Source organism: Clostridium sp. (genome assembly GCF_047718555.1).
In the GTDB taxonomy this organism is placed as follows: Bacteria; Bacillota; Clostridia; order Clostridiales; family Clostridiaceae; genus Clostridium_I.
This window is the reverse complement of record NZ_JBDNRK010000029.1, coordinates 25,721-50,603: the sequence shown is the minus strand read 5'-3', so window position 1 is coordinate 50,603 and position 24,883 is coordinate 25,721. Positions and strand designations below refer to the sequence as shown.

The window sequence follows — 24,883 nt, the reverse complement described above, 5'->3', positions numbered from 1 at the left end:
TGAATCACTTTCACAGAGTGCGTGGGAGACTTACGCCAAGTTAGTCAGGTTAAAAATCAGATTTTAATAATTATTTTTAATAGCAGAATAGTTAAAAGCCTGTCTCCATATGTATAGATATACATTGCGAGACAGGCTCTAAGAATCTGTATTTATATTTAATTAAACTTAAGTCTACTATGTGTGCTGAGGCAATTAGCCAGGTACTAGCTACACTCCATCAGCATTGAGAACTTATCTACATAATTGTTGGTAATATCTTTTAATGAAATATTATTATAACCAGCAAATTCTATTCCATTTACCTTAGCAGCTTCATAGTCATTTATTGAATCTCCTATTAATATTACCTTTGAATTATCATATCTATTATCCTCTATAATACTTTTCACTATATCATTTTTATGTCTAGGCGAACCATAAATTGCAGAAAAGCAATGGTCTATACCTAATTCCCTGCATAAATAATTTAATTCTTCATTCTCAGACCCAGAGGCAATATATAATTTTTTTATGTCTTTATTTTTCTTAATAAATTCTACAGTATCTTTAATAAGATAGTCTAACTTAATTAACTCACTCTTCATTATTTCTGTAAATTCTTCTGCATATTTCTTTATTAAACTATCCTCTATATTCGATTTTAATATTTCTTCATAAAAGTATTTAATTTTATGAAATCTTGATAGTCCACCATTCTTTCGATTATATTTAACCAGTTTTTCTACGTCATCTGTATCAAAGTCAGAGAAAATAGCTCTAAATCCATTATCTCTTACTTTCATAGAATCTACTATGACACCATCGAAATCAAATATAATTACATCATATTTATTAAAGTCAACCATATTAGTCATCCCCTTATTAAAATATTATATAATCTTCAGTAAATACTATTTTACCATAGAGTTATCTTTTAAATTTTTTTATATCTGAGCCACTCTAGTTAACAATTCGCAATCATAATCCATACACTTTTTTGAAATATACTGAGTATATAAATCTTCTATATAAGTTTTATCAAATTTATTTTTCTTTTCATCAACTATATTTTTAACTATATTTTCTGTATCCTTTGCCGTAAGATTTGATTTGCCAGCTAAGTAAGTTGAATAATTTGGATGACAATTATAAATTGCAGATATATAGTGAGCAGGTGAATATCCCCAATAATTTTCTCTATGAATCTTATTTAAAGAATTATCTATTATATCTAATAAAGGTTGTATTTTATAATCTTTATCAAAATTTCTTACTAAATAATCTACAAATAACTCTGTATTTAAGTTTCCTGCTCCCCTTCCCATTCCTAAAACTGATGAATCAATTATTAATTGTCTGTCACTAACTGACTGCAGTAAAGTTATGGCATTTGAAAAGGCAAGTTGAAGATTATTGTGTGCATGTAATCCTAATTTAACACTAGCTTTTAAATTATTATCAACTAAGGAAGCTAATCTTAAAATATCCTTATCATGCATGGATCCAAAACTATCTACTATATAGAACGCATATATATCTAATTTATTGAATTCATTTATAACTTCTAACAGTTCCTCTTCAGTATAAGATAAAGTCACCATAGGCTGAATAAAAACTTTAAAGCCCTTTTCTATTATTTTTTCGGCCTGCTGAAAAGCCTCTCTCCACTCTTCCTTACGAAAAGCAAGCCTTATACCAAAGATATTATCGTTATAGTCCATATTATCTACATCAAAATCTCCTAAATTCATCATAACAAGATATTTAGCATTATTATTAGTTAGTATGTTTTCAATACATTCTATGCTATTAAACATAGTACTATCTCCACATCTATCACTTTTTTTGCTTATATATCCAAGCTCTATGAATTCAACTTTAGATTCTATTAAAGAATCAATAAGGTTTGAAGCAGTATCATCGGAGAATGACCAATTATTTATATATCCTCCATCCCTCAGTGTACAATCCAATATATTTACATTTTTCATTAAAATCACCTCTTATATAATTATTTTAATACCCTTTAAATCTATAATTTATTGATAATCCCATTTTTTTGTCTCTATCATCATTAAATTGAACAAATAATTTACAAAACTATTTATCTCATTTAATTTTTGTCTGAAAATTAAAACACATATTTAGAATAAGTATATTTCTTATTTTAATATACAGAATCAAAGATACAACTTTGACTATTAATTAAGTTGTATGTTTATTATATTATATTATATATGAAAATACAATATATTTTTTTAAATATTCAGTAAATTTTTTATATATTTTTTGATAATCTAATAATATTGCATTATAAACGTAATTCTTGGTATCTATGATGCTTAGAGATATTTATGACTTAATTGAAATTGCTATCTAAAGAAATATTGAACTTTACTTTCAATTTAAAGAAAGATTGGAGTGCTAGATTTTCTAGTCATCGAATAAAATTCTATTTACAAAAAATAAAACTGCCAATTAGCTATATATAATATATAAACTAATTGGCAGTTAAACAACACTTAACTCATCCAAGCTATCTTCTGTTATTTGAATATTTATCACCCTTTTTTAGTTATTTTATGCTGATTGCTGCATTTTCAAATTCAATCTTAAAAATTTTCTCCGAGATTTTATTGAACGTCTATTATTGAATCCACAATTAACATTTCTTAAAATCTACATTTATAATTTTTTAAAACTTATGAACATAATTTTAAGATAAAAGTTACTAAATTTTCTGTTCAAATAAAATCTAGCCTCCAGTGTGTCTAGTCAGCTAATATATTTTCTATAATACACTATTTTATTTGTTATTTGCTTAATTTACTACTATTCTACAAACTTACATCTAAATTTTATTAACCTAAAAACTATTTTGTAAGCTTTTAATGAGTTAGGGTTGTTTAGAAGAAGTTCTGTATCTTCTTCTTGATTTTATTATAATGTAAACGTTTATACTTGTCAACTATTTTTCTTAAAATTTTTAAAACAAACTGTTTATAAACCCTGCCCTTTGGGCAAAGTCAATACAAAGATTGAGAAAAAATTATAATTAACTTATCACTTTTGAATATACTTCGATATCATTTCCTTCGCTATCTTTAAATTCTAAAACCCAATTATCATTAATTTGAGCTAATGGAAAAACTATTTCAGCTTCTAATTCTTCTATTTTTTTAATTAGCATATTCATATCATTTACCTGAAAGCTAGGCAGACAGTTATCTCCCCAAGTAACTTTTTCTTCTACTTTTTCATTATTAAATAAGCAAAATCTAAAATTGTCCAGCTGAAATATACTGAAAACTTCATCCTTTACGTGGATCTGCTTATCCAAAAGACTTTCATAAAAATTTATTGCCCTTTTCATATCTTTTACACAAATATACAGTGAATTTAATTTCATTTCCAAAGTCATTTCTTTATTTTCCTTTCCAGCACTTTAGGCATGTTAAAATAAATGGGAAGTCAAATATAGTACATATATTTTGCTAATCTAAAACAATAGAAAGTCTATTAATATCCTCAATTTTGGGCTCCTTAACAATTAGATGTGTTGAATGCCACATTTCTCCACATCCAATTATAAATACCCTATTAAAAAACTTTTTTAATTTTGCAAAGGCCATAGAACTCTCTATCTCATCCAGCTTCCAACCGGATAATGGTACTCCAAAACATCCATTATTTCTATCGCATTCCCACAATAAGTACATAACAAGTTTATCATTTATAAAATCCTCTATTTTATCCAAACGTTCATCTGATACTATCTCAAAAGCCGTTGACGATTTCCCATTTAAACTTGGCAATATAGTATTAATTCTAAATATAGCCTTAAGATTATTGTCTATTTTATCTTCTTTATATAATTTTTCATAGGTTAATTTTGCTTCTTCCAGCAATATACTTGCCCATATGCCAACTAATTTGTTATTATAAGTAAAAGTCCGAATGTTTTTAAAAATACTTGGAAACAATCTAATTGTCGGCATATTTATAAACTCTGTAAAATTCATTTCCTCTTTGAAATATAAAGTTATTGGCATATTTTCAATACCATTGTGATATACTATGCCAGTCAAAACCTGCAGCATATTGTTTGTCATAAGTATTTCTCTGCAGTCTGATTTTTCAATATATTTAAAGAATGATGCTCTCTGAAAATTATATGATGTTCTAGAATCATTATAATGTTCCATTTTCAGCTCTTCCAACTGGACACCTTTTAACATAAATCTAATGCTCCCTTAGCTTAAAGTATATTATTTATCTTTTAATATTGTACTTTATTTTTTAGCTCTGTGATGCCTTAAAAAAACAGTATCAGTTATAAAAGAATACTTATTTCCATCAATAAAGCACACTACCCTCTTAACTTATACATTAATATTATAATACAGCCCATTAACTATCAACTATCAATTGCAAATTAATGCAAATATATCTACATAATGTATTGTAATTATAATCATTAGGAGTTTTATTCAAATTACTTTAATAGAGAGTTTGATCACGTTAGTGATTTGCTGAATACTGTCTCCCTTAGGCATCTTCAAAAAATAACTAAGTCAGTATGCTAGCCTATTTTAAATCCTACTGCGTCAACAGAACCCTCTGATAGTCCAACTATCATCAGAACCTGTTTCCTTGTTGGATTCAAAATATTCGTCGCATCTTTGACTTCTTATTTATTTTCAGATGCCTTAAAGAAAAAAATATCGTAGTATCCAAATATGGATTCCACGATATTTTTATACATATTTAATTTCTACAACATAAAAACAAATTTTTAGGCACAATATAATATTCAATCTGCTAACTGAAATATATTATGGCAATTTATTCCCTGCTGCTCTATATATTTCATACCATTCCGGTCTTGAAAGTTCTACGTTAGATGCTTTAGCAATATCTTTCAAACGTTTAACATTCATAGTACCAACTATTGGCTGCATTTTAGCAGGATGTCTTAGAAGCCATGCAATAGCAATAGCTGTATTTGGAACATCTTTCTTTTCTGCTATTGCATTTATGGTCTCATTTAATTCTGGAAATTTATCATTATCTAAGAATACTCCCTCAAAAAATCCATATTGAAAAGGAGACCATGGTTGGATTGTTATATCATTTAAACGACAATAGTCCAAAATACTTCCATCACGATCATTTGATGAGTCAATTTTCATGTTTACATTGATTCCAGCATCAATCATTCCAGTGTGCATAATACTTAACTGCAGCTGATTAATAATAATTTTCTGATTTAAATACTTATTAAGCAATTCAATTTGATAAGGATTTTGATTACTAACACCAAAATATTTAACTTTGCCGCTGCTATGTAGTATATCAAAAGCTTCAGCAACTTCTTCTGGTTCTACAAGTGCATCAGGACGATGTAATAACAAAACATCTAAATAGTCAGTCTTTAATCTCTTTAGACTACCATCTACTGCATTTAATATGTGCTCCTTTGAAAAATCAAAAAATCCTGGTCTAATACCGCACTTTGACTGAATTATAAATTTTTCTCTTACACTAGGCTTCATATCAACTGCTTCTGCAAATAGTTCCTCGCATTTTCCATCACTATATTTATCAGCATGATCAAAGAAGTTAATCCCCTCTTCTAGAGCAGTATCAATAAGCTTAGATGCCTCACTGACACTAAGTTCAGTAAGTCTCATACATCCTAGAGAGATTTCAGAAGCATTAGTAATTTTCCCATTCCCAATATTAATTTTCTTCATTAAAGGCACCTCTTTTTGATGATATTATATTTTACTTGGATAGCTTTATCCTCTGTAAACATTTTACACTAAAGGAATTGTAAATGTCTACATTAATTTATTTTATTAATTTTATCTTAACAATTAATCTGGTTTATTCACTGAAATTAATAATATAAAAACTATCAATTGATTATATTTTCACGCTTAACACACTAATAGCGTAAAATTCATTTCTGAGTTTTACGCCATTTAAATAAATTTATTGACTTTCAATACTTTTATTAATAAATCCTACCTTACAAAAACTCTATTCTTCAATAAACTTCATTAATTCCTTATTAAATTCATCCTTCTGATCATAAAATGACCCATGACCACTGAATTTAAAAGGTAGAAGCTTTGAATTCCTAATACTTTGATTTTGTACTTCTCCTAATTGAAAGGGAACAACTTTATCATGAATTCCATGAATAATTAATGTTGGAACATTTATGGCTGCTAAATCTGAAAATAGAACCTCACGTATCCAGGTATTTGCCACTGCAGCAGTTGCCCACCCTGCTGCCTGCAAACCTAGATTTAGGAACCAGGTAGCAAAAGGCTCAGTTATATGTTGAAAGAAAAATATATTGCCAAAATCACTGAGCATTTGAGGACGATCAGCATAGGTTCCATTAATAATATCTATTACAGTTTGCTCATTCAAACCATAAGGAAAATTAGGGCGTTTAATAAGACTGGGTGCTGCTGCTGCAAAAAGAGCAAGCTTTGATACACCTTCTCTTTTAAATCTACCCATATACCTAATTGCTATGGCCCCTCCTGTTGAGTGTCCTGCCAAGGTAAAATTTTTCAATTTTAATGCCTTAACCACATGCCAAACATCCTCTGACAATCTATTGTAATCATATCCTGTAAAAGGTTTATCTGATTCGCCAAAGCCTCTTTGATCTATACCAATGCATCTGTATCCTCTTTTAGGAAGCTCATCAAATTGGTACTCAAATAAATTATGGCTTCCAGGCCAACCATGTAGAAACACAATGGTCTTGTTGCCTTCCGGATTAAGATCTTCTACATAAACTTTGACTTTTGGTTCTACTCTAACATAGTATCCCACCAAGCTACCTCCAATATTTAAATAACTATATTGATATGTTATTCATATGGGTAAGAATTTATGAATGATTAAAATAATTCTTAAATGTCATATTATTAATTTTTCAAAGAACACCATTTTCGTATTACTATTTTTAAATTTATTTTACTTTCAGAAATAAATAGGCCTGCTAAAGTAAGAGATGTGCCAACTAAGGCAATCCATGTGACTTTTTCATGTAGAACAACAGCTGCTGTCATAATAGTTATCACTGGAACCATATAAATATATATACTGGTTTTAACTGCTCCCAAAATTTTCACAGCCAGATTCCATGTTACAAAACAAAGAGCAGAAGCACCTAATCCAAGATATAAAATGTTTAATAAATTAGGTATATAAACGAAGGGTTTTAAATTCAATTTAAAATCAAAAATAAATAGTGCAGGTATCATAAACAGAAGCCCATAAAAAAATATTCTACGAGTTGTTTGGACTGTGTTATAGTGAAAACTGCTTATCTTTTTTGTCACAACAGAATATACAGCCCATATAATAGCTGCAAAAATGGCTAATATATCTCCTAATGGATTTAATTTTAAAATCATATTACCATTAAAGCTAATCATAAAAATACCAATAATAGCAAAAGCAAAACCTATAAAAAATTGAAATCTTAATTTTTCACCATCTAAAAATAAATGTGCAAAAATAGCAGTAAAAAATGGTGCAATAGAAATGATAACACCAACATTTGATGCTAATGTATAAATAAGTGCAATATTTTCTAAAAGGAAATATAAAGTCACTCCACATAACCCTGCCAAAGCAAAATACAACTCCTGTTTTTTCTTTATGATTTTAAGTCTATGGGGATAAATAATTAACAGCATAATAAATCCCATTGTAAAACGGAAAAACAATATCTCAATAGGAGAAAAATCCTTTAACAGAATTTTAGTTGATATAAAGGTAGTTCCCCAAATCACAATAGTAATTAGTGCTGATAAATGTCCATTAGTTATTTTATTTCCAGTCAACTTTTTCCCCCCTTAAACCCATGATACTGCTGCTTATCATCCTCAATAAATATATTCATATATTGTTTTGGTGTCAATCCAATAAATTTCTTGAAAAAATTTGAAAAATGACTTTGATCATTAAAACCAGTTTGTAGTGCAACATCAATAGGTGCTGTACACTTTTCCAATAATTTTTTTGCTTCATTAATACGAATAGTCTCTAAATAACTATAGGGCGAAATTCCCTTTTGCCTTGTAAAAGAACGTAATAAATAATATTTGCTTAATCCTGTCAAATCACTCAAATTATTGAGAGTGATATTTTCTCTATAATTTTTTTCTAAAAATTCGCAGACTGCTTTTACCTCTGTGCTAGGCTCTATTATTGCTACAGGTGGAGTTGGTTCGGTATATTCTTTAATCAACTGTTCTATCAAGAAAAAGAATATTTCTTCCTTTTTAAAATCCTTTTCTTCCTGCATTATCATAAGATGCAGTTCACCTAAAGATGAAACTAATTCACTATGAAAAACAACTTGCTGAGTAAAATAAGGAAGATATTTTTTACCTGTTATTTCATAAGATACTTTACTCATAATTTCCGGCTTAATATTGATACATCGGTAATCCAAGGTTCTACCATCAATCTGTTCACAGGTATGATTATCCCCAGGATTAAACAAAAGCAAATCTCCTGCTTTTATTGTATATTCTTTATTTTTACATGATAAATATCGTTTCCCACTTTCAATAAAACCAATTACATAATATTCGTGAAAATGATTAGGAAATTTTTGCATAATCCCTTTAAAATTATAGGCTTCAATATTTAGCTCTGTATCAAAACGTACAGTTCGAATTTCTTTTTTCATTTATGCTCCTCCCTTCTATCTGTTTCTAAGGATACCATAAATAGATTTATTAGTTCTTGTATGATATTGCCTAAATTTAATTTTTCAGTTGAAGCAGTTACCATGATTATATAATTAAAAATCTTTCATATTACTTATATTTTGCAGATTAATTTATACCTTCATATATTTTTTATAATTTGATTTTCAAATGTAATATTGGGCTATGCGAAATATTAGTTAGAATGAATATATACAACTTCACATTTGTAACAAATGTAAAAAGATATCTACTTCTCAGTAAATACCTCTCTATAACTTCTACAAATTTATATATTCTTTTAAATAGGAAATGGTTTCACCTGATAACTCTACTATTTCTAATAATACAATCCCAACTTGTATTTTCTCACAAAACTTACTTGCAATGGCTAGTGATTGAATAAAAACTATTGAACAATATAATCATCTATTTTCAGATTAAAATATTTACATATTTCATCTATTTCCTCTAAGGTATTATCATTTATAGGAATGCCATTTTTGATTTTATCTTCATATGCCTCAAATTCTTTCTCTCCATGGATATATACTCTATACTTTCCATTTGCCTTTTTAGATTCTCTAATTTCATTTAAGTACTCCGAAAAGTTTTTTTCAATTATTTTTTTGTCTCCAAACATTCCATAATCAATTGCAATGAATGAATGGCATGTACCAGAAATTCCATTGGTATGAACATAGTTTGCCGTTAAACCACCAGATAAAATTGCTGTAAACAATTCTACTGTAAGAGCAAATCCATAACCTTTATGTCCACCTGAAATTTCTTCTGATCCACCTAATGGAACTATTCCTCCGCCCTTTTTATTAGCTATATCATATAAAACTTCTTTTGCATCTGATGTATCTTCCCCCTCTGAATTAATTGCCCATCCTGTAGGAAGTTCCTCATTTCTCTTGTTATAAACTTCTATTTTCCCTCTAGTAACAACACTTGTTGACATATCCATCAAAAAAGGATAAGGACTTGCCGGCATGGATATTGCAATAGGATTGCTTCCCATCATAGCCTCTTTGCCGAAGGTAGGTACTGTAATGGCTGGAGAATTAGTCATTGAAATCCCAAGCAATCCCTGCTCCTGGGCCATTCTTGCATAGTATCCTGCTATACCATAATGATTAGAATTATTAACTAGAACTATTCCCATTCCTGTATTTTTTGCTTTTTCTATTGCTATATTCATGGCTTTTTTGCCAACTATCTGTCCTATACTTTCTCCTGCATCTATAACAGCTGATATTGGTGTTTCCTTAACTATTTTTATTTTTGAGTTTACTTTTACCAGTCCGCTTTTTATCTCTTTATAATATTTGGCCAATCTCTGAATTCCGTGAGATTCAATTCCAAATAGATCTGATAATAGCAGAACATCAGTTATATTTTCACTGTCATTTTTATTGAATCCAAATTTTTCAAAAACTGCATTACATAATTTTTTTAAGCCTTCATATTTGTATATTTTATAACTCATAACATCCTCCAAGAACTATAATTTTCCCCAAGAAAACTTAGGCTCACCTTCATAGAATTTCAAATTCTCAGTATTTGTTAAAATATCTAAATTTGAATTTGATTTAACTTCTTCCATAAGAGGTTCACTAACTATAATATTTTCTAATTCCATGGTGTTTTTTATCCACACAATCTTATGTTCTCCATTTTTAACACCATTGCAGATTTTAACAGCAATCTTTATTGCATCCTCTGAAGTTGATGCAACCATAGGTATTTTAGCCGGTTCCATATATGTACTAGTGAAACAATTTGTGTACATATCTATAAAATTTATTTTATTAAATAATTTCCTGGTAATAATATCTGATACGCCTACCCCGTTGGCATTTCCATGAGATTCTTTAGTGATATCAAAAATTACACATTTTTTAAATTCCGGGCCGCCGCTGACACATCCAGTAAAATATAATCCAGTTACGTTTGGATCTTGACCATTGCCGCTTATATTCTTACCTATTTCATCTATTATAAGTACATCAAACTTTGGTATAAGTATTTTACCCATAAGCTCTCGACTCTCTTTAAGTAGAGTCTCTTCTTTTTTTAAATTCAATATTTCATCTTTAGTTATAATTTCTATTTTATAAGTCTCGTCATAGGCATTCTCCACTATAGCTACTGCAAATAATACTCTAGTCTTCCTAGCTATCATACAACCTATTTGGGGTATTAATTCTGGGAATCTTTCAAATCCTTTACTATGAATTGAATCTGCCCCCTTTTGCTTTCCAAGACCAATGCAAAGCATCTTGCAAACTCCACTTTCTACCCTGCCTCTAAAACCTGTGTGGGACTTTATTCTTGGAATTATTACTATACCATCAGCATTTAGTACGCTTTTTCCTACATAAACAGGTAAATCAGCTTCATATTCTCCTATAATTTCTGTATCCATAGACGGATCTATATTAACTCCCATGTTCTCTTCTGTAATTCCATAAGAACCTAAAATTTCTTTTTGTCCATTCTCTGTTGCTCCACCATGACTTCCCATTGCTGGAACTATGAAGGGCCTCGCTCCAGCTTCCTTTAAAGAATCTATAACTGTTTTGGTTATTATATCTATATTGGCTATTCCACGGCTTCCAACCCCCACTGCAATTCTCTTATTCTTTAAATTATGTAAATGAGGATGAACTTTTTCTTGTACTTCATTTTTCACATCCACAATTCTATCTTTCTTGAAATTTTGTCTTACTTTTAAAAACTTAGGCAATTGTATTTGATTGAATTTACTTAAATCTAAGGATTCCATAATGACACCCTCTCTCAATAATTCCCACATATTTTAAGTTTAGGCATCGTAAATAACTAGTCAGTAGCTGTGCTACATCAATAAAAGCTCCAGACAGCTCACTATCATCATGGCCTATTTCCCTGTGGGATAATTACATATAATAATTATAGATAGATTAAATCCTTAGTTTAGATTTACATAAACTAAGGACATTTCCTACTATTTTATTCCTGCATCTGTTGCATAAGTTTTATCTAGAAGATCTTTCACATCTACATCTTTTCTTACAGTATTATTTTCTCTTAAAGTTTTTATAGTTGATGTAAGTGAGTTTACAACTTGATCTGTTAATCTTATATCAAAATCTTCTTTAGCTAAACCTTTCGCTGCAACTTCTTTATTTAACTTAAGTTCTTTTGAAATAATATCAGCTGTTTTATCTGGATTTGCCTTAACCCATTTTTCTGTTTTGTCATAAACCTTTAAAATTCTCTTCACTATATCAGGATTATTTTTTGCAAAAGAATTATTTACCAGAATTAAATTTACTTCATATTTAAGACCAGTTCCATCACCAATTGCATAAGCTGTATTTTCAGCTTCAGTAGAAGATGCATAAGGCTCCCAAACAATTCCTGCATCAATATTTTTTGATGCAAAAGAAGTCTTTATATCAGTAGGTTGTAAGTTAACCAATTGTATGTCGCTTTGTTTAAGACCAGCTGACTCCAAATATCTGGCAAGCAGCATATGTGCAGAAGACCCCACTGTTACAGCAACTTTTTTACCTTTTAAGTCCTTAGCTGATTTTATATTAGATCCAGTTGCAGCAAGTATAGTGTTCAATTTATATCCTGATGCATAAACTCCTATACCCTTGATGTCAGTATTATTTGCTCTTGCCTGAATAGCTGGTTGGTCACCAACTTGACCAAAATCCAGTCTTCCACCAGCAAAGGCTTCCATCATTGGTGGTCCGGATACAAAGCTCTGAAAATTAATTTTTATATTATCCTTTTTAAATTCTTCATCAAACCATCCTTGGTTTTTTGCAACAATTAAAAGTGTATGATTTATTCCAGGTTGATAGCCTATATTTATCTCTTTCGGCTTTGTTGATGCAGTATTATTTCCTGCTGATGAATTTGTAGAGCTATTAGTTTGTCCACAAGCTGTGAACACCAATATACTTATTAATAATATGGAGATCAGAACCGTTATTTTTTTCAATTATAATTCACTCCTTTTTCTTTTTTAAGCTAATTAATATTAATTTAAGTTAAATACTTAATCATTTATAAATCACTTTTATTATGAATATCAATGAATCTTACTAAGTGGGAGTTTGTATTCCCACTTAGTTTAGATGAATTATCCAGGGACGTGCCGGTGTTATCTCCACCTTTAGAAGGTGAAGTGTTACAGCGGCTAGTCATCGGATAAATTAGATTTTAGTGAGTATATTTGTAATTTTTAATAAAACTTTCTTTATTTATATATCCGCATCTATTTCAAGTACTGGCAGCTTTTCATCTACTAAATTTGAATACTTTAATCCACTTCCAGTATTTAAAAGTACAATTTTATCAGTTGACTTTAGAAAACCATTTTTAATCAATTTGTCTACTGCCGCAACTAATGTTGCTCCTTCAGGGCATATAAACAGTCCTTCTGTCTTAGCCAGAAGATTAAGTGATTCTATAATTTCAGAATCTTTTACTTCAATTGCTGTACCTTTACTTTGTCTAACAGCATCAAGAACTATAAAATCTCCTAATGCTTTAGGAACACGTATGCCACCTGCTATAGTATTTGCACCATTGCAGAATTCAGAAGCTTCTGAATTTTCATTAAAAGCCTTTACTATTGGATTACAGCCTTCAGACTGTACTGCTATAAGTTTCGGAATTTTATCTTTAATCCATCCTAGCTCCTTCAATTCCTGAAATGCCTTCCATATTCCAATTATTCCTACGCCTCCACCAGTTGGATAAAGTATAGCATCTGGAAATTCCCAATTAAAATATTCGGCAATCTCAAGTCCCATAGTCTTTTTACCTTCAATTCTATAAGGCTCTTTAAGTGTAGCCGCATCAAACCAGCCATGCTTTTTTACACCCTTAGCTATTATCTTACCTGCATCGGATATTAAGCCTTTAACAAGATAAGTTTTTGATCCATATATGAAAGCTTCCTTTTTAGCTAAATCTGGTGCATCTTGAGGCATAGCAACCACAAGTTCAATTCCAGCTTTAGCAGAATAAGCAGACCAAGCACCACCTGCATTTCCTGCTGTAGGCATTGCTATTGTCTTTATACCAAGTTCCTTAGCCTTTGATACTCCAACTGCTGCTCCCCTTGCCTTAAAAGTTCCTGTAGGATTTAATCCTTCATCTTTAATATATAAATTTTCTGCTCCTATTTTATCTCCTAAAGCTTCAAGTTTGAATATAGGTGTATCTCCTTCTCCAAGTGAAACTACGTTTTTTTCATCTTCAATAGGTAAAAGTTCCTTAAATCTAAATAGGCCTTTGCTTCTAGATTTGAATATATCTTTGTCCACATTCTCTTTTATCTTATGTAAATCATATCTTACAAGTAATGGTCCACCACATTCGCATAAATTATGTCTTTCATCCTTTGAATACTCTTTTCCGCATTTTGAACACTGTAAATAACTAAAATAACTCATTTAAAATTACTCCCTTTCACTATAATCTTATATATCTGCTTTAACTACATTAACTAAATAGAACTTTTTGCCTTTCAACTACTAAACTTGAAGCAAAATCATTCTATATATTATATGAAAATGGATTTTCTACTTTTGTAAAAAATTCATCATATATTTCACCTTTTATGTAAGTAAAATCATATCCACTTCTATCACGGGGTCTTGATAATTCCACAGGAACTATTTTTTTAATTCTACCTGGCCTGCTGGATAATACTACAACTCTATTGCCAAGATATACAGCTTCGTCTATATCGTGGGTTACAAGAATCATGGTAGTTTTTTCTTTTTCCCATATTTTTAGAATTTCCTGCTGCATATTAATTCGCGTCATAGCATCTAGGGCTCCAAAGGGTTCATCCAATAATAAAATCTTAGGTTTATTGATAAGGGCTCTTGCAATACTAATTCTCTGCTTCATTCCTCCAGATAACTGACCAGGGTAAGCCCTTGCGAAATTGCTTAATCCTACTAATTCAAGTTGTTCATGGACTAGTTCCTTCTTTTCTGAATTGGATACTTTTTTGCTGATACCAAAGGCTATATTTTTTTCAACTGTAAGCCATGGAAAAAGCCTGGATTCTTGAAAGATCATTCCTCTATCAACTGCTGGTCCCTGAATGGGATTTTCATAAGATAATATGCTTCCTGAATAATCTGTATCAAGACCTACTATCATTCTAAGTAAAGTACTTTTACCACATCCACTGGAACCTACAATACTTAAAAATTCTCCATCTTTAACAGATAAATTTATATCCTTCAATACAGTAAGTTCTCCACTATCTATTTTAAAAGTTTTATTTAAATTCTTTATTTCAATAGCTCTTTTACTTTTATCACTCATAGCTTTACCTCCTTCTAATTTTCATTACTTATGTCCCATCTAATAACCAAGATTTGTAATTTCTTTATTAAATAATCAATTAAGAAACCAATTATACCTATTGAAAAAACTCCTACCAGCATAACATCTGGCTGAGATAATTCCCTGGCATAGGAAATTTGATATCCTATACCTGAAGTTGCAGCAATAATTTCCGCCGTAATAACACTCATCCATGCACTTCCGATTCCAATACGCAGTCCTGTAAAAATAGATGGTAATGCAGATGGGAAAACAATTTTTATTAGTGTGTCCAACTTACTTTTTTCCAATATTTTTGAAACCTCTAGAAATTTTTTATCTGCTCCTTTTATGCCGTAAATAGTATTTATAAGTATTGGCCAAAAGCTTCCGATAATTATTATTGTTATCTTTGATGCTTCATCTATTCCCATCCAAAGTATAAGCACAGGTACCCAAGCTACAATCGGTATCGGCCTTAAAAATCCTATAATTAGATCTAAAGCTTTCTCTATGCCTTTGAATAATCCAATTAATGTACCAAAAACTATTCCAAGAATGGCGCCTATAACATATCCCTTTAAGACTCTCAATATGCTTATATACAAATTTTTAAATAAATCTCCGCTTTTTATCATGTCCACTAAGGCTTCATAGATTACATGGGGTGAGGGAAGCACGGATGATCTAATAAATCCTTTATCACTTAATACTTGCCATATTATTAATAATATTATGGGCACAATCAACGCTATGAGAATATTTTTAATTACTCTAGATGTCCTATGTAAAATAATTTTAAAATCCATACATATACTCCTTTCAGATTTTGATAATAACATAATTCTAGGCCCTATATGTCAATTACTTTTTATTAGTAAAGGAAAATATATTTAACCTACTGGAAAACTTGTTTATTGGGCAAAAAAATAATTCCTACTAATTAAATATGTATACTTTGATTAACTAAAATATTACACCATATCTTTAATATTTGTCAATACTATATATAAAATAAATTCATTAATACATACTAATCTTATCTTTTTAGTAAAATTATAAAATATCACTTTTATAAATCTTTAACTTTGTGTATGATTATAGCAAATAGAAGCTTACATAACAAATATAAATAAAATATTGGATTTATATGAAATTAATATAAATAAAATATCAGAGGTGATTATTGATGGATATTAGACAGCTTAAGTATTTTTTAACTATAGTAGAAGAAGGCAGCATAACTAAAGCTGCAGAGCGATTACATATAGCTCAACCACCCTTAAGCCAGCAGCTGAAATTACTTGAGGATGAACTTGATATAAAGCTTATAGATAGAAATACACGAAAAATTCAAATAACAGATGCAGGTAGGATACTTCAGCATCGTTCTAAACAAATTTTAGAATTAACTCAAAACACTGAAAAGGAACTAAAAAACTTGAAACATGGTTTTAAAGGAATACTATCTCTGGGTACAGTTCCATCTTCAAGTACTACCATTTTATTAAAAAGATTAAATGAATTTCATAATAAGTATCCTCATATAAATTTTAAGATAAGAGAAAGCAACACTGATGAAATATTAAAATCACTTTCTATAGGCACAATAGAAGTAGGCGTTATTTTGACGCCCTTTAATTCTGAAAACTTTGAATCACTGCTGCTTTCCAGTGAACCTATGATAGCGATCTTTAAACCTGATGCATATTTTATCAATAATAAAAAGAATCCTATAAGTTTAAATGATTTAATAAACAAACCTTTGATAATAGATCATAAATTTAAAGACATGCTAATTTCTTCCTGTCACCAAGCTGGATTTGAACCAACAATACTTTGTGAAAATGAAGATGCAAGATCAGTTCTTCTATGGGCCCATACAGAAATCGGCATAGGTATATTACCTAAATCCGCTGCTGACCTGATCCCAGGGTTAGGCTTGAAATACATTGAAATAGACGAATTATCCTTAAAAACCAGAGCTGCAGTTGTATGGGTTAAAAACAGATATCTATCTGATGTAGCTAAAAATTTTATAGAAATGTTTAAGATAGAATAGAAGTATGCAACAATTTATTTTATAAATATCAAAAAAGAGAGCCTCTTTTTACTTTGAGACCCTCTTCTCTATTATTTTTTCATTAATATTTCTATCTTTTTTTCTAGCTCATTTACCTTTCTATATAAGGCTATTTCTCTTTTAATTAAATTTTTCTCTGCTAAAGCTGTCATAAGCTGATCCTGTGCGTGTATTACTAAGAAATTAGGTGCTTCACTATCCATCTGGCCTTGAATTAACTTATTTTGATAATCATGACCTTGGTAGAATTCCTCATCTGCCTCATCAAGACATTTTTCTGCAAGCTGAAAGTCTCCATTTTCCGCAGCATCCAATGCATCATAGGCCTTCCCCCTTGCATTTCCTCCATGAAGTACAAGATTAAAAACAATTTGTTCCAAATCAAATTTATTCCCTTCACTCACTGCTAAGACCTCCCTTTATTAAACCTGTTCTCCATTTTCAATTTCAAGTTCTGCTTTCTTCTCATTTATTACAAGCTGTTTTTCAAACAATTTGAAGAAAGGAAAATAAATCAATGCAGACAGAATTAGATTTACAAGCTGAAGTGCTGCCCCCTGCCAATAGCCACCAGTAGCAATAATTCCACCGAAAAATACCGGAACTGTAAATGGCGGCTGCATTACTATTTTAGGAACAATTCCGCTATAAAATGCAATATAATTTACGGTTACTGCCACAGCAGGTGAAAGTATAAATGGTATGAACATTATAGGGTTAAGTACAAGAGGTGCTCCAAACATTATTGGCTCATTTATATTGAATATTGCTGGTATAAGTTCTATTTTTCCAATACTCTTAAGTTGTTTTGATGCTGAAAATAAAAACATTATTACCAGTGGCCATGTTAAACCTGAACCACCTATATGGGTAAACATATGGAAGAAAGGTTCTGTAATGATTCCATGCAATGGTGTTCCAGCACTTCGTGCAGCAGTATTTGCTGCCAATTGGGCTGTCCAGAATGGATAGGCAACAGAAGATACGACATTCATTCCATGAATACCCAGTGACCATAATAACATCATTAAAACAATTTCTATAAGTGCAGCAGGATAACTATTGGAAACTGCAACTAAAGGTTTGAATACCTCTAATACCAATTGCGGCAACGTTATGTGCAAATTTGCCCATACTATCCATTCCAAGGCCCAGGACAGAGTAATCATTATAAAAAATGGTACTAATGCACTAAAAGTTCTTACTACATAGGGTGGAACACCAGCCGGCATTTTTATTACCAAGCCTTTTTTAGTAAATATTTTTACTATAAAAGTTGTTAAAATGCCCCATATTATTGCAATAAACAAGCCTTGCCCACCAAGATAATTTAAAATATCTCCAAATGGAACTTTGCTAATATCTGAAGCTGGAAAACAAACTATGAGAAAACATACTAATGATAACATTCCACAAAGTGCTTCATCCATATCCCACCTTGAAGCTAGACTGTAAGCCGTACCAAATGCAACAGCTACTGCCATAATACCAAAACTTAAATTAAAACCTATCATAATATTGCTTTGAATTGGAGTAATTGCATTATTCCATGCATTTATCACGCCCCACCCCAGTGCTGTTGGTGGATTGGCGATAATTAAAAATATTGAACCACTTATTATAAGTGGGAGGGCAAAAATACAAAAGGCATCACGTATTGATTGTAAATAAATATTTTGTGCTAATTTCCCAAGAACAGGCATTAAATTATCTTCCATCCATTTCATGAATTTACTATTTTCCATAAAATTCAGTCCTCCTTAAATATTTTATTTTAAGATAAGGGTAGTCCTCATCTTAATTACAATTTACCATTATCTTTTGCAAGTTTGATTATCTGGTCAAGAACCTTTCCACCATTCATCAAGGCAAAAGCCTGCATATCTACTATTTCTACAGGTATATCAAATTTACTTGCAGCTGCCTCAACTTCTTTTTTTAAATGTCTTACCTGTGGTTCAAGTAATGCTACAGAATAGTTTGCTGCCTTTTTCTTAAATTCTCCTGTGCCACCAGCATCCACTTCTATATCCAAATTTCTCTTTTTTGCTTCATCTGTAACAGCCTTTGCAAGTGAACTTGATGTTGCTCCCCAACTACATAAAATTATTGCTTTCATTTTAAATTCCTCCCTTTATAATTTTTCATTTTCTTCATGGATATATTTAAATTATTTTGATATTGAATAAGCATTTTTTTAAACCACTTTTGCATCCAAAATAAAAAAACTAAAAAAACAAATGCAAATATGGACAGTTCAAATGCTGAACCAGTTTTACCTGCGGATATAAGACTTTTTATTTGAATAACCCACGGCAAACTAATTAAAATAAAGAAAAATACAATAGGTCCCTTGGCATTATATAAGAAATTTTTATTTTTCATATTGCACCCCCTAAATTATTTGAAGAACCTCATTTCTTCATTAGTTTATTTATATGAAAAATTTTTTTCTATAATTCATTACGTCTTGCAATAAAATTCAAAACAACCACAAAAGGCTTCTCCTTTAATAATAGAGAAACCTTTTTACAGATTTAAACATATAAATTATATTTTAGTGATTAACATGTATCAGCCAAAATCTTATTTTCTTATCGCTCCATCCTAAATCCCATGGAACATTATTTCTATCTGCATTATGACAGGTTACAAGAGAATATCCCTTTGAATCAGCACCAGTTACTACAGATATATGAGTTATATCTCCCTTTTTTTCATAGGCTACAAAATCTCCAGGCAGCAGCTTATAGGAAGCTTTATATACTTTTTCATAACTTCCATGGGCAATTACTGAAGCCCTGCCACTGCCAACCCAATAATTTTTGAATTTATCTGCATTTAGCCAAGGACCTGTAGCACCTCTACCATCGTAATTCCAAGCACCATTTTTCTTAAATTTTGCACCTTCAAAGAGAATTTGCGAAGCAAAGTTGGCACAATTTCCACCTTGTGAATTATAGTCTCTGTATTTTTTATTATATTTAAAACCATATTTTTCTTCACTGGCTGCACCACAATATTTTTCAGCATATTCCATGGCACCTCTTCTTCTTTCTTCTATATTAGATAAATCTCTAGCTGACTGGGAAATTATATACTGTTTTATATCATCCGCTTTTATATTATCTAAATTTAAGGAGTCACCAAAGGGATCTTTATACCATTCTTTTGTAATTATCCATTGTCCATCCCTGTTTTCAAGATTTAAAACGTGATAAGTTCCTATTCGTGATGTGTTGATAATATCAGATTCATTTACATAGGAATATTTATACTCAGTGGAACATATAAGGTTGGCAGAATACTTACCATCACTTCCCCTAACTCTTCTGATAATAACCTTAGGTTTTATCTCTTTAAATTTAGCACCTTGCTTTTCTGCCCAATTATGAATATATTTTGATTTTTTAACTTCGTACTCATAAGCCCAGGTTCCATATTTAGTCTTCATGTCATATATAGACTTAATGTATTCTAGATCATTATCTATTATTGCTTTATTCCTCTTTTGAAAAATTTCCTCTATGGCTTTGGAAACTTGTTCTTTTTCATCAGCATCAATTTCCATTACTGCACTGGCCATATTAAATGGAAAGAATACTAAGCAAGCTATTAAAATAAAAAGCTTTGACACACGCTTCATAAGTAAACCCCTTCTCTCAATTTATCCTTTAAGTTATTCAACTGAAAAGTTTCCCTATTTATAGTGTTCTTAGTATTCCCAATAAATTATAAATATTATCTGTGAATTTAATCCAAAATGCTTTTATTTTAAAGCATTTTCAATTTTTTCTATAAAATTTTTAATATTTTCCTGTTCTGTAGGAACTCCATTATACCAAGGTTTATTAGATTCCTGATTTTTACCAAAATATTTAGCTTTTAATATTATTTCCGGTCTGTATTCAAAATGAAGTATATCAAAATGTCCCCATTTTCCACCCCAAACAAAATTATTTTTTTCGAATACATCTACTACTTCTTTTGAATAGGATAAAAGTCTTTTTTCACCCTGCTCTCTGGTAGCCCATTTCCAATAATCTCTCCTGTCACTGGCTAAATCTATAGCTGTACCAAAAGCATGAGGACTCAATCTGCCTGTTCCTGCAATTATTCTGTAATTATAGGTACCACTGCAAGGAGCCAAAAATGAAGAAATTTTTTTATTTTCACTGGCCATTCCCCTAAGTTTCTTAAAGGAATTATTCAAGGCTTCTGCTGCTTTGTTGTTTTTATTGAATTGAAAAGAGCCATAACCTGTGTGCACCATTGTAAGATTTTTTTCTATCTGCTGTCTTGAAGCTCCATATACTGTTTCAGTAAGTGCATACACTCTAGAACGTCCCGGATCAAAATTTTTATCCATAAGTTTTGTAACAGTCTCTAAGGGATAAATTTGTTCCAACATATCCTGTAAATCAGGATTATTTAATTTTTCTTCAAAGCTTTTTGTCTTTTTATCATCGTAAAGAATTTTTTTCCCTGATTTCATTACTAAATATACATTATTACCGTCTTTAGTGACGTTATCTATATATTCAGGATAGGCCATCATCAGTATCAAGAGATCCTGTTTCATGGTTAAGTCATAATTAGGCTCCTCTGAATTTCTCATTAAAGCCTTAGTATTACAATTAATACTGAAAATAATTAAAGCTGTCATTAGAAATGTAATTATCTTTCTCATAGAATTCACCCTTCAAATATATATTTAAAAATGTTTTATATATATATTTTGGACATTACTTCTAAGAGTATGTGAAACAAATTTTAACATAAAGATCTTTATAACAATTCTTAAGTAAAATTTAAGGTAGGTAATCTTATCAATAATTATGTCTTTTCTAACATTCCCATTATAATCTATTGTTTTATTCTTGTATATAAATAAAATCTCTCACTCTTCGTTTACAAAACTGTTTATTTAAATATCCAAAATCTAAATAACATATTGACAGAAAAAGATTTATGATATAGCATTCAATTAAATATATATGAATTGAAGGTGTGCTAAATGATAATGATTATCAACATGAGCAAAGAACAAGCTTACGGGATTAGTCTATCTAAAAATAAACATTATGTAAACTTGTTAGATAACCTGTCATTGGCACTTTTATGCTATCACTAAATGTAGTATAAAAATTAATCTCCATTACTTGATAGGTTATCAAAATATGGAGGTTATTATATCATGCAAATCACATACAAAAATTTTAATTTAATCATCTACTTATTTGGCGTTTTTATATCTGGTATTGGAACAAGGCTTACCACTATCGCCTTATCTGATAAACTTATAAAACTTACTGGAAATGATTTTAGCATAAGCTTAGTTTTTATACTTCAGAGCATTCCAATTTTGGCTTTAGGTATGTTAGCTGGAAATATAATAGACAAAAGTAATAAAAAAATTTCCTTTATACTAATTAATCTTATATCCTCCCTAACTTCTCTACTTTTTGCTTTAACCTATAATACACTAATAATTTTTTCTGTTATACTTTTAAATGGTATTATTCAAGCATTCTATATACCAGTAGTTACTTCTTTAATGCCCTTATTAGTTGACGAAAAAGATTTAATTAAGGCAAATTCCATTAAAATGTCCGTTAATGGGATTGTAATGATAACTGGTTACGCTTTTGCCAGCATTTTACTCAGTACTGCCGGAAGTACTACGGCCTTTATGCTGGATAGCTGCTCTTTTATTTTTATAGCAATAGTATCAATTTTTCTAAAAAGCAGGCAAAGCAATACTTCTTCATATAATCATCCTGCTGCAAATTATAAAAAAGACATGCTTCAAGGCTGGAACTTTATAAAAACTAATGCAATTATAAAGCATATGTTTATACTGGATATGTTAATCAATTTTGTTATCTCAATGCAGGAACCTCTCACCTATATTTTTGTAGAAAAATATTTAGGTGGAAAAATGTTTATGGCAAATAGAACTGCATTGCTGTTTACTTTTGCAGGAATAGGAACAATAGCTGGAGGTATAATCCTCAGACAGTTTAGAAGTAAAAATAAATTAATGATATTTTCCTTTTCATTGATTTTTGATAGCATATTAGTTATAATTTTTTCACTAAACAGATATTTTCCCATTTCATTATTAATATTTGCAGGCATGGGTATAGTTGGATCCTTTACAGGCAGCATATTGCAAACAGTTATTCAGCAATATACTCCTGAAAATTTATTAGGACGTGTCTCAGGTTTTATTAATTCTATAGTTCAGCCTTTATGTGTTCTGTCTATTCTAATAGGTGGAATTTTTTCTAATTTAATTGAGGTAAAGTGGATTTTTATCATTGGCTCTTTATTAGAACTATTGACGGGAGCTTATTTCATTAGAAAATATAAAAATTAATTATCATCTTAAAAAAATCTTATAGATATATCCATATTTATTATAATTATTTCCCTAATCCAACATAAAGGCACTATGAAAATTACTTATATGAGTTTCATAGTGCTTTTATTATTTCATCAAAAATTTGTTTTCTTACTTATTTCAGGTGGCTCCAATTAATTGCTTCCCTAATTTAAAATAATTATTTATACAGAAGGATAAACAAAAAAGAATTTAAGGTGTAAAAAGATGAGATTAAAGTATTATACACTCTTTTGAAATATCTTCAATAAACGTAAATAGTGATTTGCTTCACGTAAAGTATGATCACCTAACAATGGTATTATTATTGACCTAATTTTACACTCTACTAATCCCTGTGTACCTTGTGCTTTAAATTTACTTATTTCTGTAGTGGCCTTAAGACTGTCATCTGTAACTTTTGAAATTGGTATTGTCTTATCCATAGCTGCTTTTGCTTCTTTTGTCAATTTATCAAACTCGTTTCCAAAGTTATTTGCAGTATTTATGAGCTGCTCCTCAGTTGGATCAAGAAGTCCACGAATAAATTTTGAGTGTTCAGCCATAATTCTGTTCCAGAATGTTTCTTGCTCGTAAGCCTCTTGTTCCAAATTAATTTCTTCACGATTCTGCAATCTTTGAACTATAGAAAAATAAAACTTTGCTTCTCTCATAATATGGTCTATAAGTAGAGGATAATTATTTGTAAATATCCTACAGGATATAACATCTGATAATATCCTAGCCTTAAACTGTATTAAAGATCTAACTAAATCCTGAGATCTTTCATTAAGTATATATACTCTTCGTTCAAGAGCAGGATTATCTCCTGTTAAACTATTCCCCCTTAATCCTTCCTCTGCTTGTGTCAAACCAGTGGCAATATTTATTCCTGTAAAATATTCTGACGCCATTTCAGCTTTTAATGTAAAAGGAGTTATTACTTCACCAGACTGTAACACGCTAGTACTAACAACACCATTAGAAAGTGATATAACATCTGCTAAAAATCTATCAAACGCTCTTCTAAAGTCATCTGCTTCATCAATAAACCTTAAATTCTTTTGCGTAAAGCCTGCTTCTAAAAAAAATGAGTGTTCTTTCATAATTCGTCCGAAAAAAAGATGCAATTCAAGAGATTGTCGTATAAAATTAATACTTGATAACATAATTTACCTCTCTTAATATAATATCATTAACTGTTATTTAATATATTAATTAAGTTTGTAAAGTGTTACTAATTGTATATTATCTATAATATATTGTGATACGCAATTCATTTTTTCAACCACATCTTCAATAATTCCTTTATATTTGTAACTTTAT

At 30.2% G+C, this 24,883-nt stretch carries 23 protein-coding genes; 2 read left to right on the top strand and 21 right to left on the bottom strand.

Annotation, left to right across the window (positions count from 1 at the left end; genetic code table 11):
- Positions 1-206: 206 nt before the first annotated feature.
- The 14 genes from ABF633_RS12645 to ABF633_RS12580 all read right to left on the bottom strand — a co-directional run bounded on the left by ABF633_RS12645 (position 207) and on the right by ABF633_RS12580 (position 15,898).
- On the bottom strand, positions 207-848 hold the full coding sequence (locus tag ABF633_RS12645; protein ID WP_415524185.1) for an HAD family hydrolase: 642 nt from the start codon (positions 846-848) through the stop codon (positions 207-209).
- Positions 849-926: 78 nt separating this feature from the next.
- Positions 927-1,973 (bottom strand): aldolase catalytic domain-containing protein, encoded by a 1,047-nt coding sequence (locus tag ABF633_RS12640; protein ID WP_415524183.1) that lies wholly within the window; start codon positions 1,971-1,973, stop codon positions 927-929.
- Positions 1,974-3,037: 1,064 nt separating this feature from the next.
- Positions 3,038-3,403: a VOC family protein gene (locus ABF633_RS12635; RefSeq protein ID WP_415524182.1), complete on the bottom strand. Its 366-nt coding sequence runs from the start codon at positions 3,401-3,403 to the stop codon at positions 3,038-3,040.
- Between the two features lie 73 nt (positions 3,404-3,476).
- Positions 3,477-4,220 carry a hypothetical protein gene (locus ABF633_RS12630; RefSeq protein ID WP_415524181.1) on the bottom strand — a complete coding sequence of 248 codons (744 nt, stop codon included), beginning with the start codon at positions 4,218-4,220 and terminating at the stop codon, positions 3,477-3,479.
- Between the two features lie 597 nt (positions 4,221-4,817).
- On the bottom strand, positions 4,818-5,738 hold the full coding sequence (locus ABF633_RS12625) for an aldo/keto reductase (protein ID WP_415524180.1): 921 nt from the start codon (positions 5,736-5,738) through the stop codon (positions 4,818-4,820).
- A 289-nt stretch (positions 5,739-6,027) separates the two neighbouring features.
- On the bottom strand, positions 6,028-6,840 hold the full coding sequence (locus ABF633_RS12620; RefSeq protein ID WP_415524178.1) for an alpha/beta fold hydrolase: 813 nt from the start codon (positions 6,838-6,840) through the stop codon (positions 6,028-6,030).
- Between the two features lie 95 nt (positions 6,841-6,935).
- Positions 6,936-7,859 carry a DMT family transporter gene (locus ABF633_RS12615; RefSeq protein WP_415524177.1) on the bottom strand — a complete coding sequence of 308 codons (924 nt, stop codon included), beginning with the start codon at positions 7,857-7,859 and terminating at the stop codon, positions 6,936-6,938.
- Positions 7,856-8,713 carry an AraC family ligand binding domain-containing protein gene (locus ABF633_RS12610; protein WP_415524176.1) on the bottom strand — a complete coding sequence of 286 codons (858 nt, stop codon included), beginning with the start codon at positions 8,711-8,713 and terminating at the stop codon, positions 7,856-7,858. The genes ABF633_RS12615 and ABF633_RS12610 overlap by 4 nt, the downstream gene beginning before the upstream one ends.
- Positions 8,714-9,141: 428 nt before the next feature.
- Entirely contained in the window at positions 9,142-10,227 is a 1,086-nt protein-coding gene (locus ABF633_RS12605; protein WP_415524175.1) for an Ldh family oxidoreductase, read from the bottom strand.
- A 15-nt stretch (positions 10,228-10,242) separates the two neighbouring features.
- Entirely contained in the window at positions 10,243-11,526 is a 1,284-nt protein-coding gene (locus ABF633_RS12600) for a DUF362 domain-containing protein (RefSeq protein WP_415524174.1), read from the bottom strand.
- A 201-nt stretch (positions 11,527-11,727) separates the two neighbouring features.
- Positions 11,728-12,738, bottom strand: coding sequence for an ABC transporter substrate-binding protein (locus tag ABF633_RS12595; protein ID WP_415524173.1), 1,011 nt, complete (start codon positions 12,736-12,738; stop codon positions 11,728-11,730).
- Positions 12,739-13,000: 262 nt separating this feature from the next.
- Positions 13,001-14,200 (bottom strand): threonine synthase, encoded by a 1,200-nt coding sequence (locus ABF633_RS12590; protein ID WP_415524172.1) that lies wholly within the window; start codon positions 14,198-14,200, stop codon positions 13,001-13,003.
- 103 nt (positions 14,201-14,303) lie between these two features.
- Positions 14,304-15,089, bottom strand: coding sequence for an ABC transporter ATP-binding protein (locus tag ABF633_RS12585; RefSeq protein WP_415524171.1), 786 nt, complete (start codon positions 15,087-15,089; stop codon positions 14,304-14,306).
- 14 nt (positions 15,090-15,103) lie between these two features.
- Positions 15,104-15,898 carry an ABC transporter permease gene (locus ABF633_RS12580; protein ID WP_415524170.1) on the bottom strand — a complete coding sequence of 265 codons (795 nt, stop codon included), beginning with the start codon at positions 15,896-15,898 and terminating at the stop codon, positions 15,104-15,106.
- A gap of 380 nt (positions 15,899-16,278) precedes the next feature.
- Here ABF633_RS12580 and ABF633_RS12575 point away from each other — a divergent pair, with 380 nt between their 5' ends.
- On the top strand, positions 16,279-17,151 hold the full coding sequence (locus ABF633_RS12575) for a LysR family transcriptional regulator (RefSeq protein ID WP_415524168.1): 873 nt from the start codon (positions 16,279-16,281) through the stop codon (positions 17,149-17,151).
- A gap of 71 nt (positions 17,152-17,222) precedes the next feature.
- On the opposite strand, the gene ABF633_RS12570 is transcribed toward ABF633_RS12575, so the two are convergent.
- The 6 genes from ABF633_RS12570 to ABF633_RS12545 all read right to left on the bottom strand — a co-directional run bounded on the left by ABF633_RS12570 (position 17,223) and on the right by ABF633_RS12545 (position 21,862).
- Entirely contained in the window at positions 17,223-17,576 is a 354-nt protein-coding gene (locus ABF633_RS12570) for a PTS lactose/cellobiose transporter subunit IIA (protein ID WP_415524166.1), read from the bottom strand.
- Between the two features lie 18 nt (positions 17,577-17,594).
- Positions 17,595-18,917, bottom strand: a complete 1,323-nt coding sequence (locus ABF633_RS12565) for a PTS sugar transporter subunit IIC (RefSeq protein WP_415524164.1) — start codon at positions 18,915-18,917, stop codon at positions 17,595-17,597.
- A gap of 56 nt (positions 18,918-18,973) precedes the next feature.
- Complete coding sequence (locus tag ABF633_RS12560) at positions 18,974-19,291, bottom strand: PTS sugar transporter subunit IIB (RefSeq protein ID WP_415524163.1); 318 nt, start codon at positions 19,289-19,291, stop codon at positions 18,974-18,976.
- Positions 19,288-19,557 (bottom strand): hypothetical protein, encoded by a 270-nt coding sequence (locus ABF633_RS12555; RefSeq protein ID WP_415524162.1) that lies wholly within the window; start codon positions 19,555-19,557, stop codon positions 19,288-19,290. Before ABF633_RS12555 ends, ABF633_RS12560 begins: the two co-directional genes overlap by 4 nt.
- Before the next feature lie 172 nt (positions 19,558-19,729).
- Positions 19,730-20,758, bottom strand: coding sequence for an amidase domain-containing protein (locus tag ABF633_RS12550; RefSeq protein ID WP_415524186.1), 1,029 nt, complete (start codon positions 20,756-20,758; stop codon positions 19,730-19,732).
- Positions 20,759-20,941: 183 nt separating this feature from the next.
- The gene (locus ABF633_RS12545; RefSeq protein ID WP_415524161.1) at positions 20,942-21,862 is read right to left on the bottom strand and encodes a M15 family metallopeptidase; all 921 of its coding nucleotides are present in this window, start codon (positions 21,860-21,862) and stop codon (positions 20,942-20,944) included.
- 507 nt (positions 21,863-22,369) lie between these two features.
- Here ABF633_RS12545 and ABF633_RS12540 point away from each other — a divergent pair.
- On the top strand, positions 22,370-23,554 hold the full coding sequence (locus tag ABF633_RS12540) for an MFS transporter (protein WP_415524159.1): 1,185 nt from the start codon (positions 22,370-22,372) through the stop codon (positions 23,552-23,554).
- A gap of 245 nt (positions 23,555-23,799) precedes the next feature.
- On the opposite strand, the gene ABF633_RS12535 is transcribed toward ABF633_RS12540, so the two are convergent.
- Complete coding sequence (locus tag ABF633_RS12535; protein WP_415524157.1) at positions 23,800-24,726, bottom strand: DUF2935 domain-containing protein; 927 nt, start codon at positions 24,724-24,726, stop codon at positions 23,800-23,802.
- Between the last annotated feature and the right edge of the window lie 157 nt (positions 24,727-24,883).

Bases quoted from the DNA above. Each gene is read 5' to 3' on its own strand.
- ABF633_RS12635 (WP_415524182.1), bottom strand. From the start codon at position 3,403: ATGACTTTGGAAATGAAATTAAATTCACTGTATATTTGTGTAAAAGAT.
- ABF633_RS12590 (WP_415524172.1), bottom strand. From the start codon at position 14,200: ATGAGTTATTTTAGTTATTTACAGTGTTCAAAATGCGGAAAAGAGTAT.
- ABF633_RS12540 (WP_415524159.1), top strand. From the start codon at position 22,370: ATGCAAATCACATACAAAAATTTTAATTTAATCATCTACTTATTTGGC.
- ABF633_RS12545 (WP_415524161.1), bottom strand. From the start codon at position 21,862: ATGAGAAAGATAATTACATTTCTAATGACAGCTTTAATTATTTTCAGT.
- ABF633_RS12605 (WP_415524175.1), bottom strand. From the start codon at position 10,227: ATGAGTTATAAAATATACAAATATGAAGGCTTAAAAAAATTATGTAAT.
- ABF633_RS12640 (WP_415524183.1), bottom strand. From the start codon at position 1,973: ATGAAAAATGTAAATATATTGGATTGTACACTGAGGGATGGAGGATAT.
- ABF633_RS12625 (WP_415524180.1), bottom strand. From the start codon at position 5,738: ATGAAGAAAATTAATATTGGGAATGGGAAAATTACTAATGCTTCTGAA.
- ABF633_RS12645 (WP_415524185.1), bottom strand. From the start codon at position 848: ATGGTTGACTTTAATAAATATGATGTAATTATATTTGATTTCGATGGT.
- ABF633_RS12575 (WP_415524168.1), top strand. From the start codon at position 16,279: ATGGATATTAGACAGCTTAAGTATTTTTTAACTATAGTAGAAGAAGGC.
- ABF633_RS12600 (WP_415524174.1), bottom strand. From the start codon at position 11,526: ATGGAATCCTTAGATTTAAGTAAATTCAATCAAATACAATTGCCTAAG.
- ABF633_RS12585 (WP_415524171.1), bottom strand. From the start codon at position 15,089: ATGAGTGATAAAAGTAAAAGAGCTATTGAAATAAAGAATTTAAATAAA.
- ABF633_RS12555 (WP_415524162.1), bottom strand. From the start codon at position 19,557: ATGAAAAATAAAAATTTCTTATATAATGCCAAGGGACCTATTGTATTT.
- ABF633_RS12580 (WP_415524170.1), bottom strand. From the start codon at position 15,898: ATGGATTTTAAAATTATTTTACATAGGACATCTAGAGTAATTAAAAAT.
- ABF633_RS12560 (WP_415524163.1), bottom strand. From the start codon at position 19,291: ATGAAAGCAATAATTTTATGTAGTTGGGGAGCAACATCAAGTTCACTT.
- ABF633_RS12535 (WP_415524157.1), bottom strand. From the start codon at position 24,726: ATGTTATCAAGTATTAATTTTATACGACAATCTCTTGAATTGCATCTT.
- ABF633_RS12610 (WP_415524176.1), bottom strand. From the start codon at position 8,713: ATGAAAAAAGAAATTCGAACTGTACGTTTTGATACAGAGCTAAATATT.
- ABF633_RS12565 (WP_415524164.1), bottom strand. From the start codon at position 18,917: ATGGAAAATAGTAAATTCATGAAATGGATGGAAGATAATTTAATGCCT.
- ABF633_RS12630 (WP_415524181.1), bottom strand. From the start codon at position 4,220: ATGTTAAAAGGTGTCCAGTTGGAAGAGCTGAAAATGGAACATTATAAT.
- ABF633_RS12550 (WP_415524186.1), bottom strand. From the start codon at position 20,758: ATGGCCAGTGCAGTAATGGAAATTGATGCTGATGAAAAAGAACAAGTT.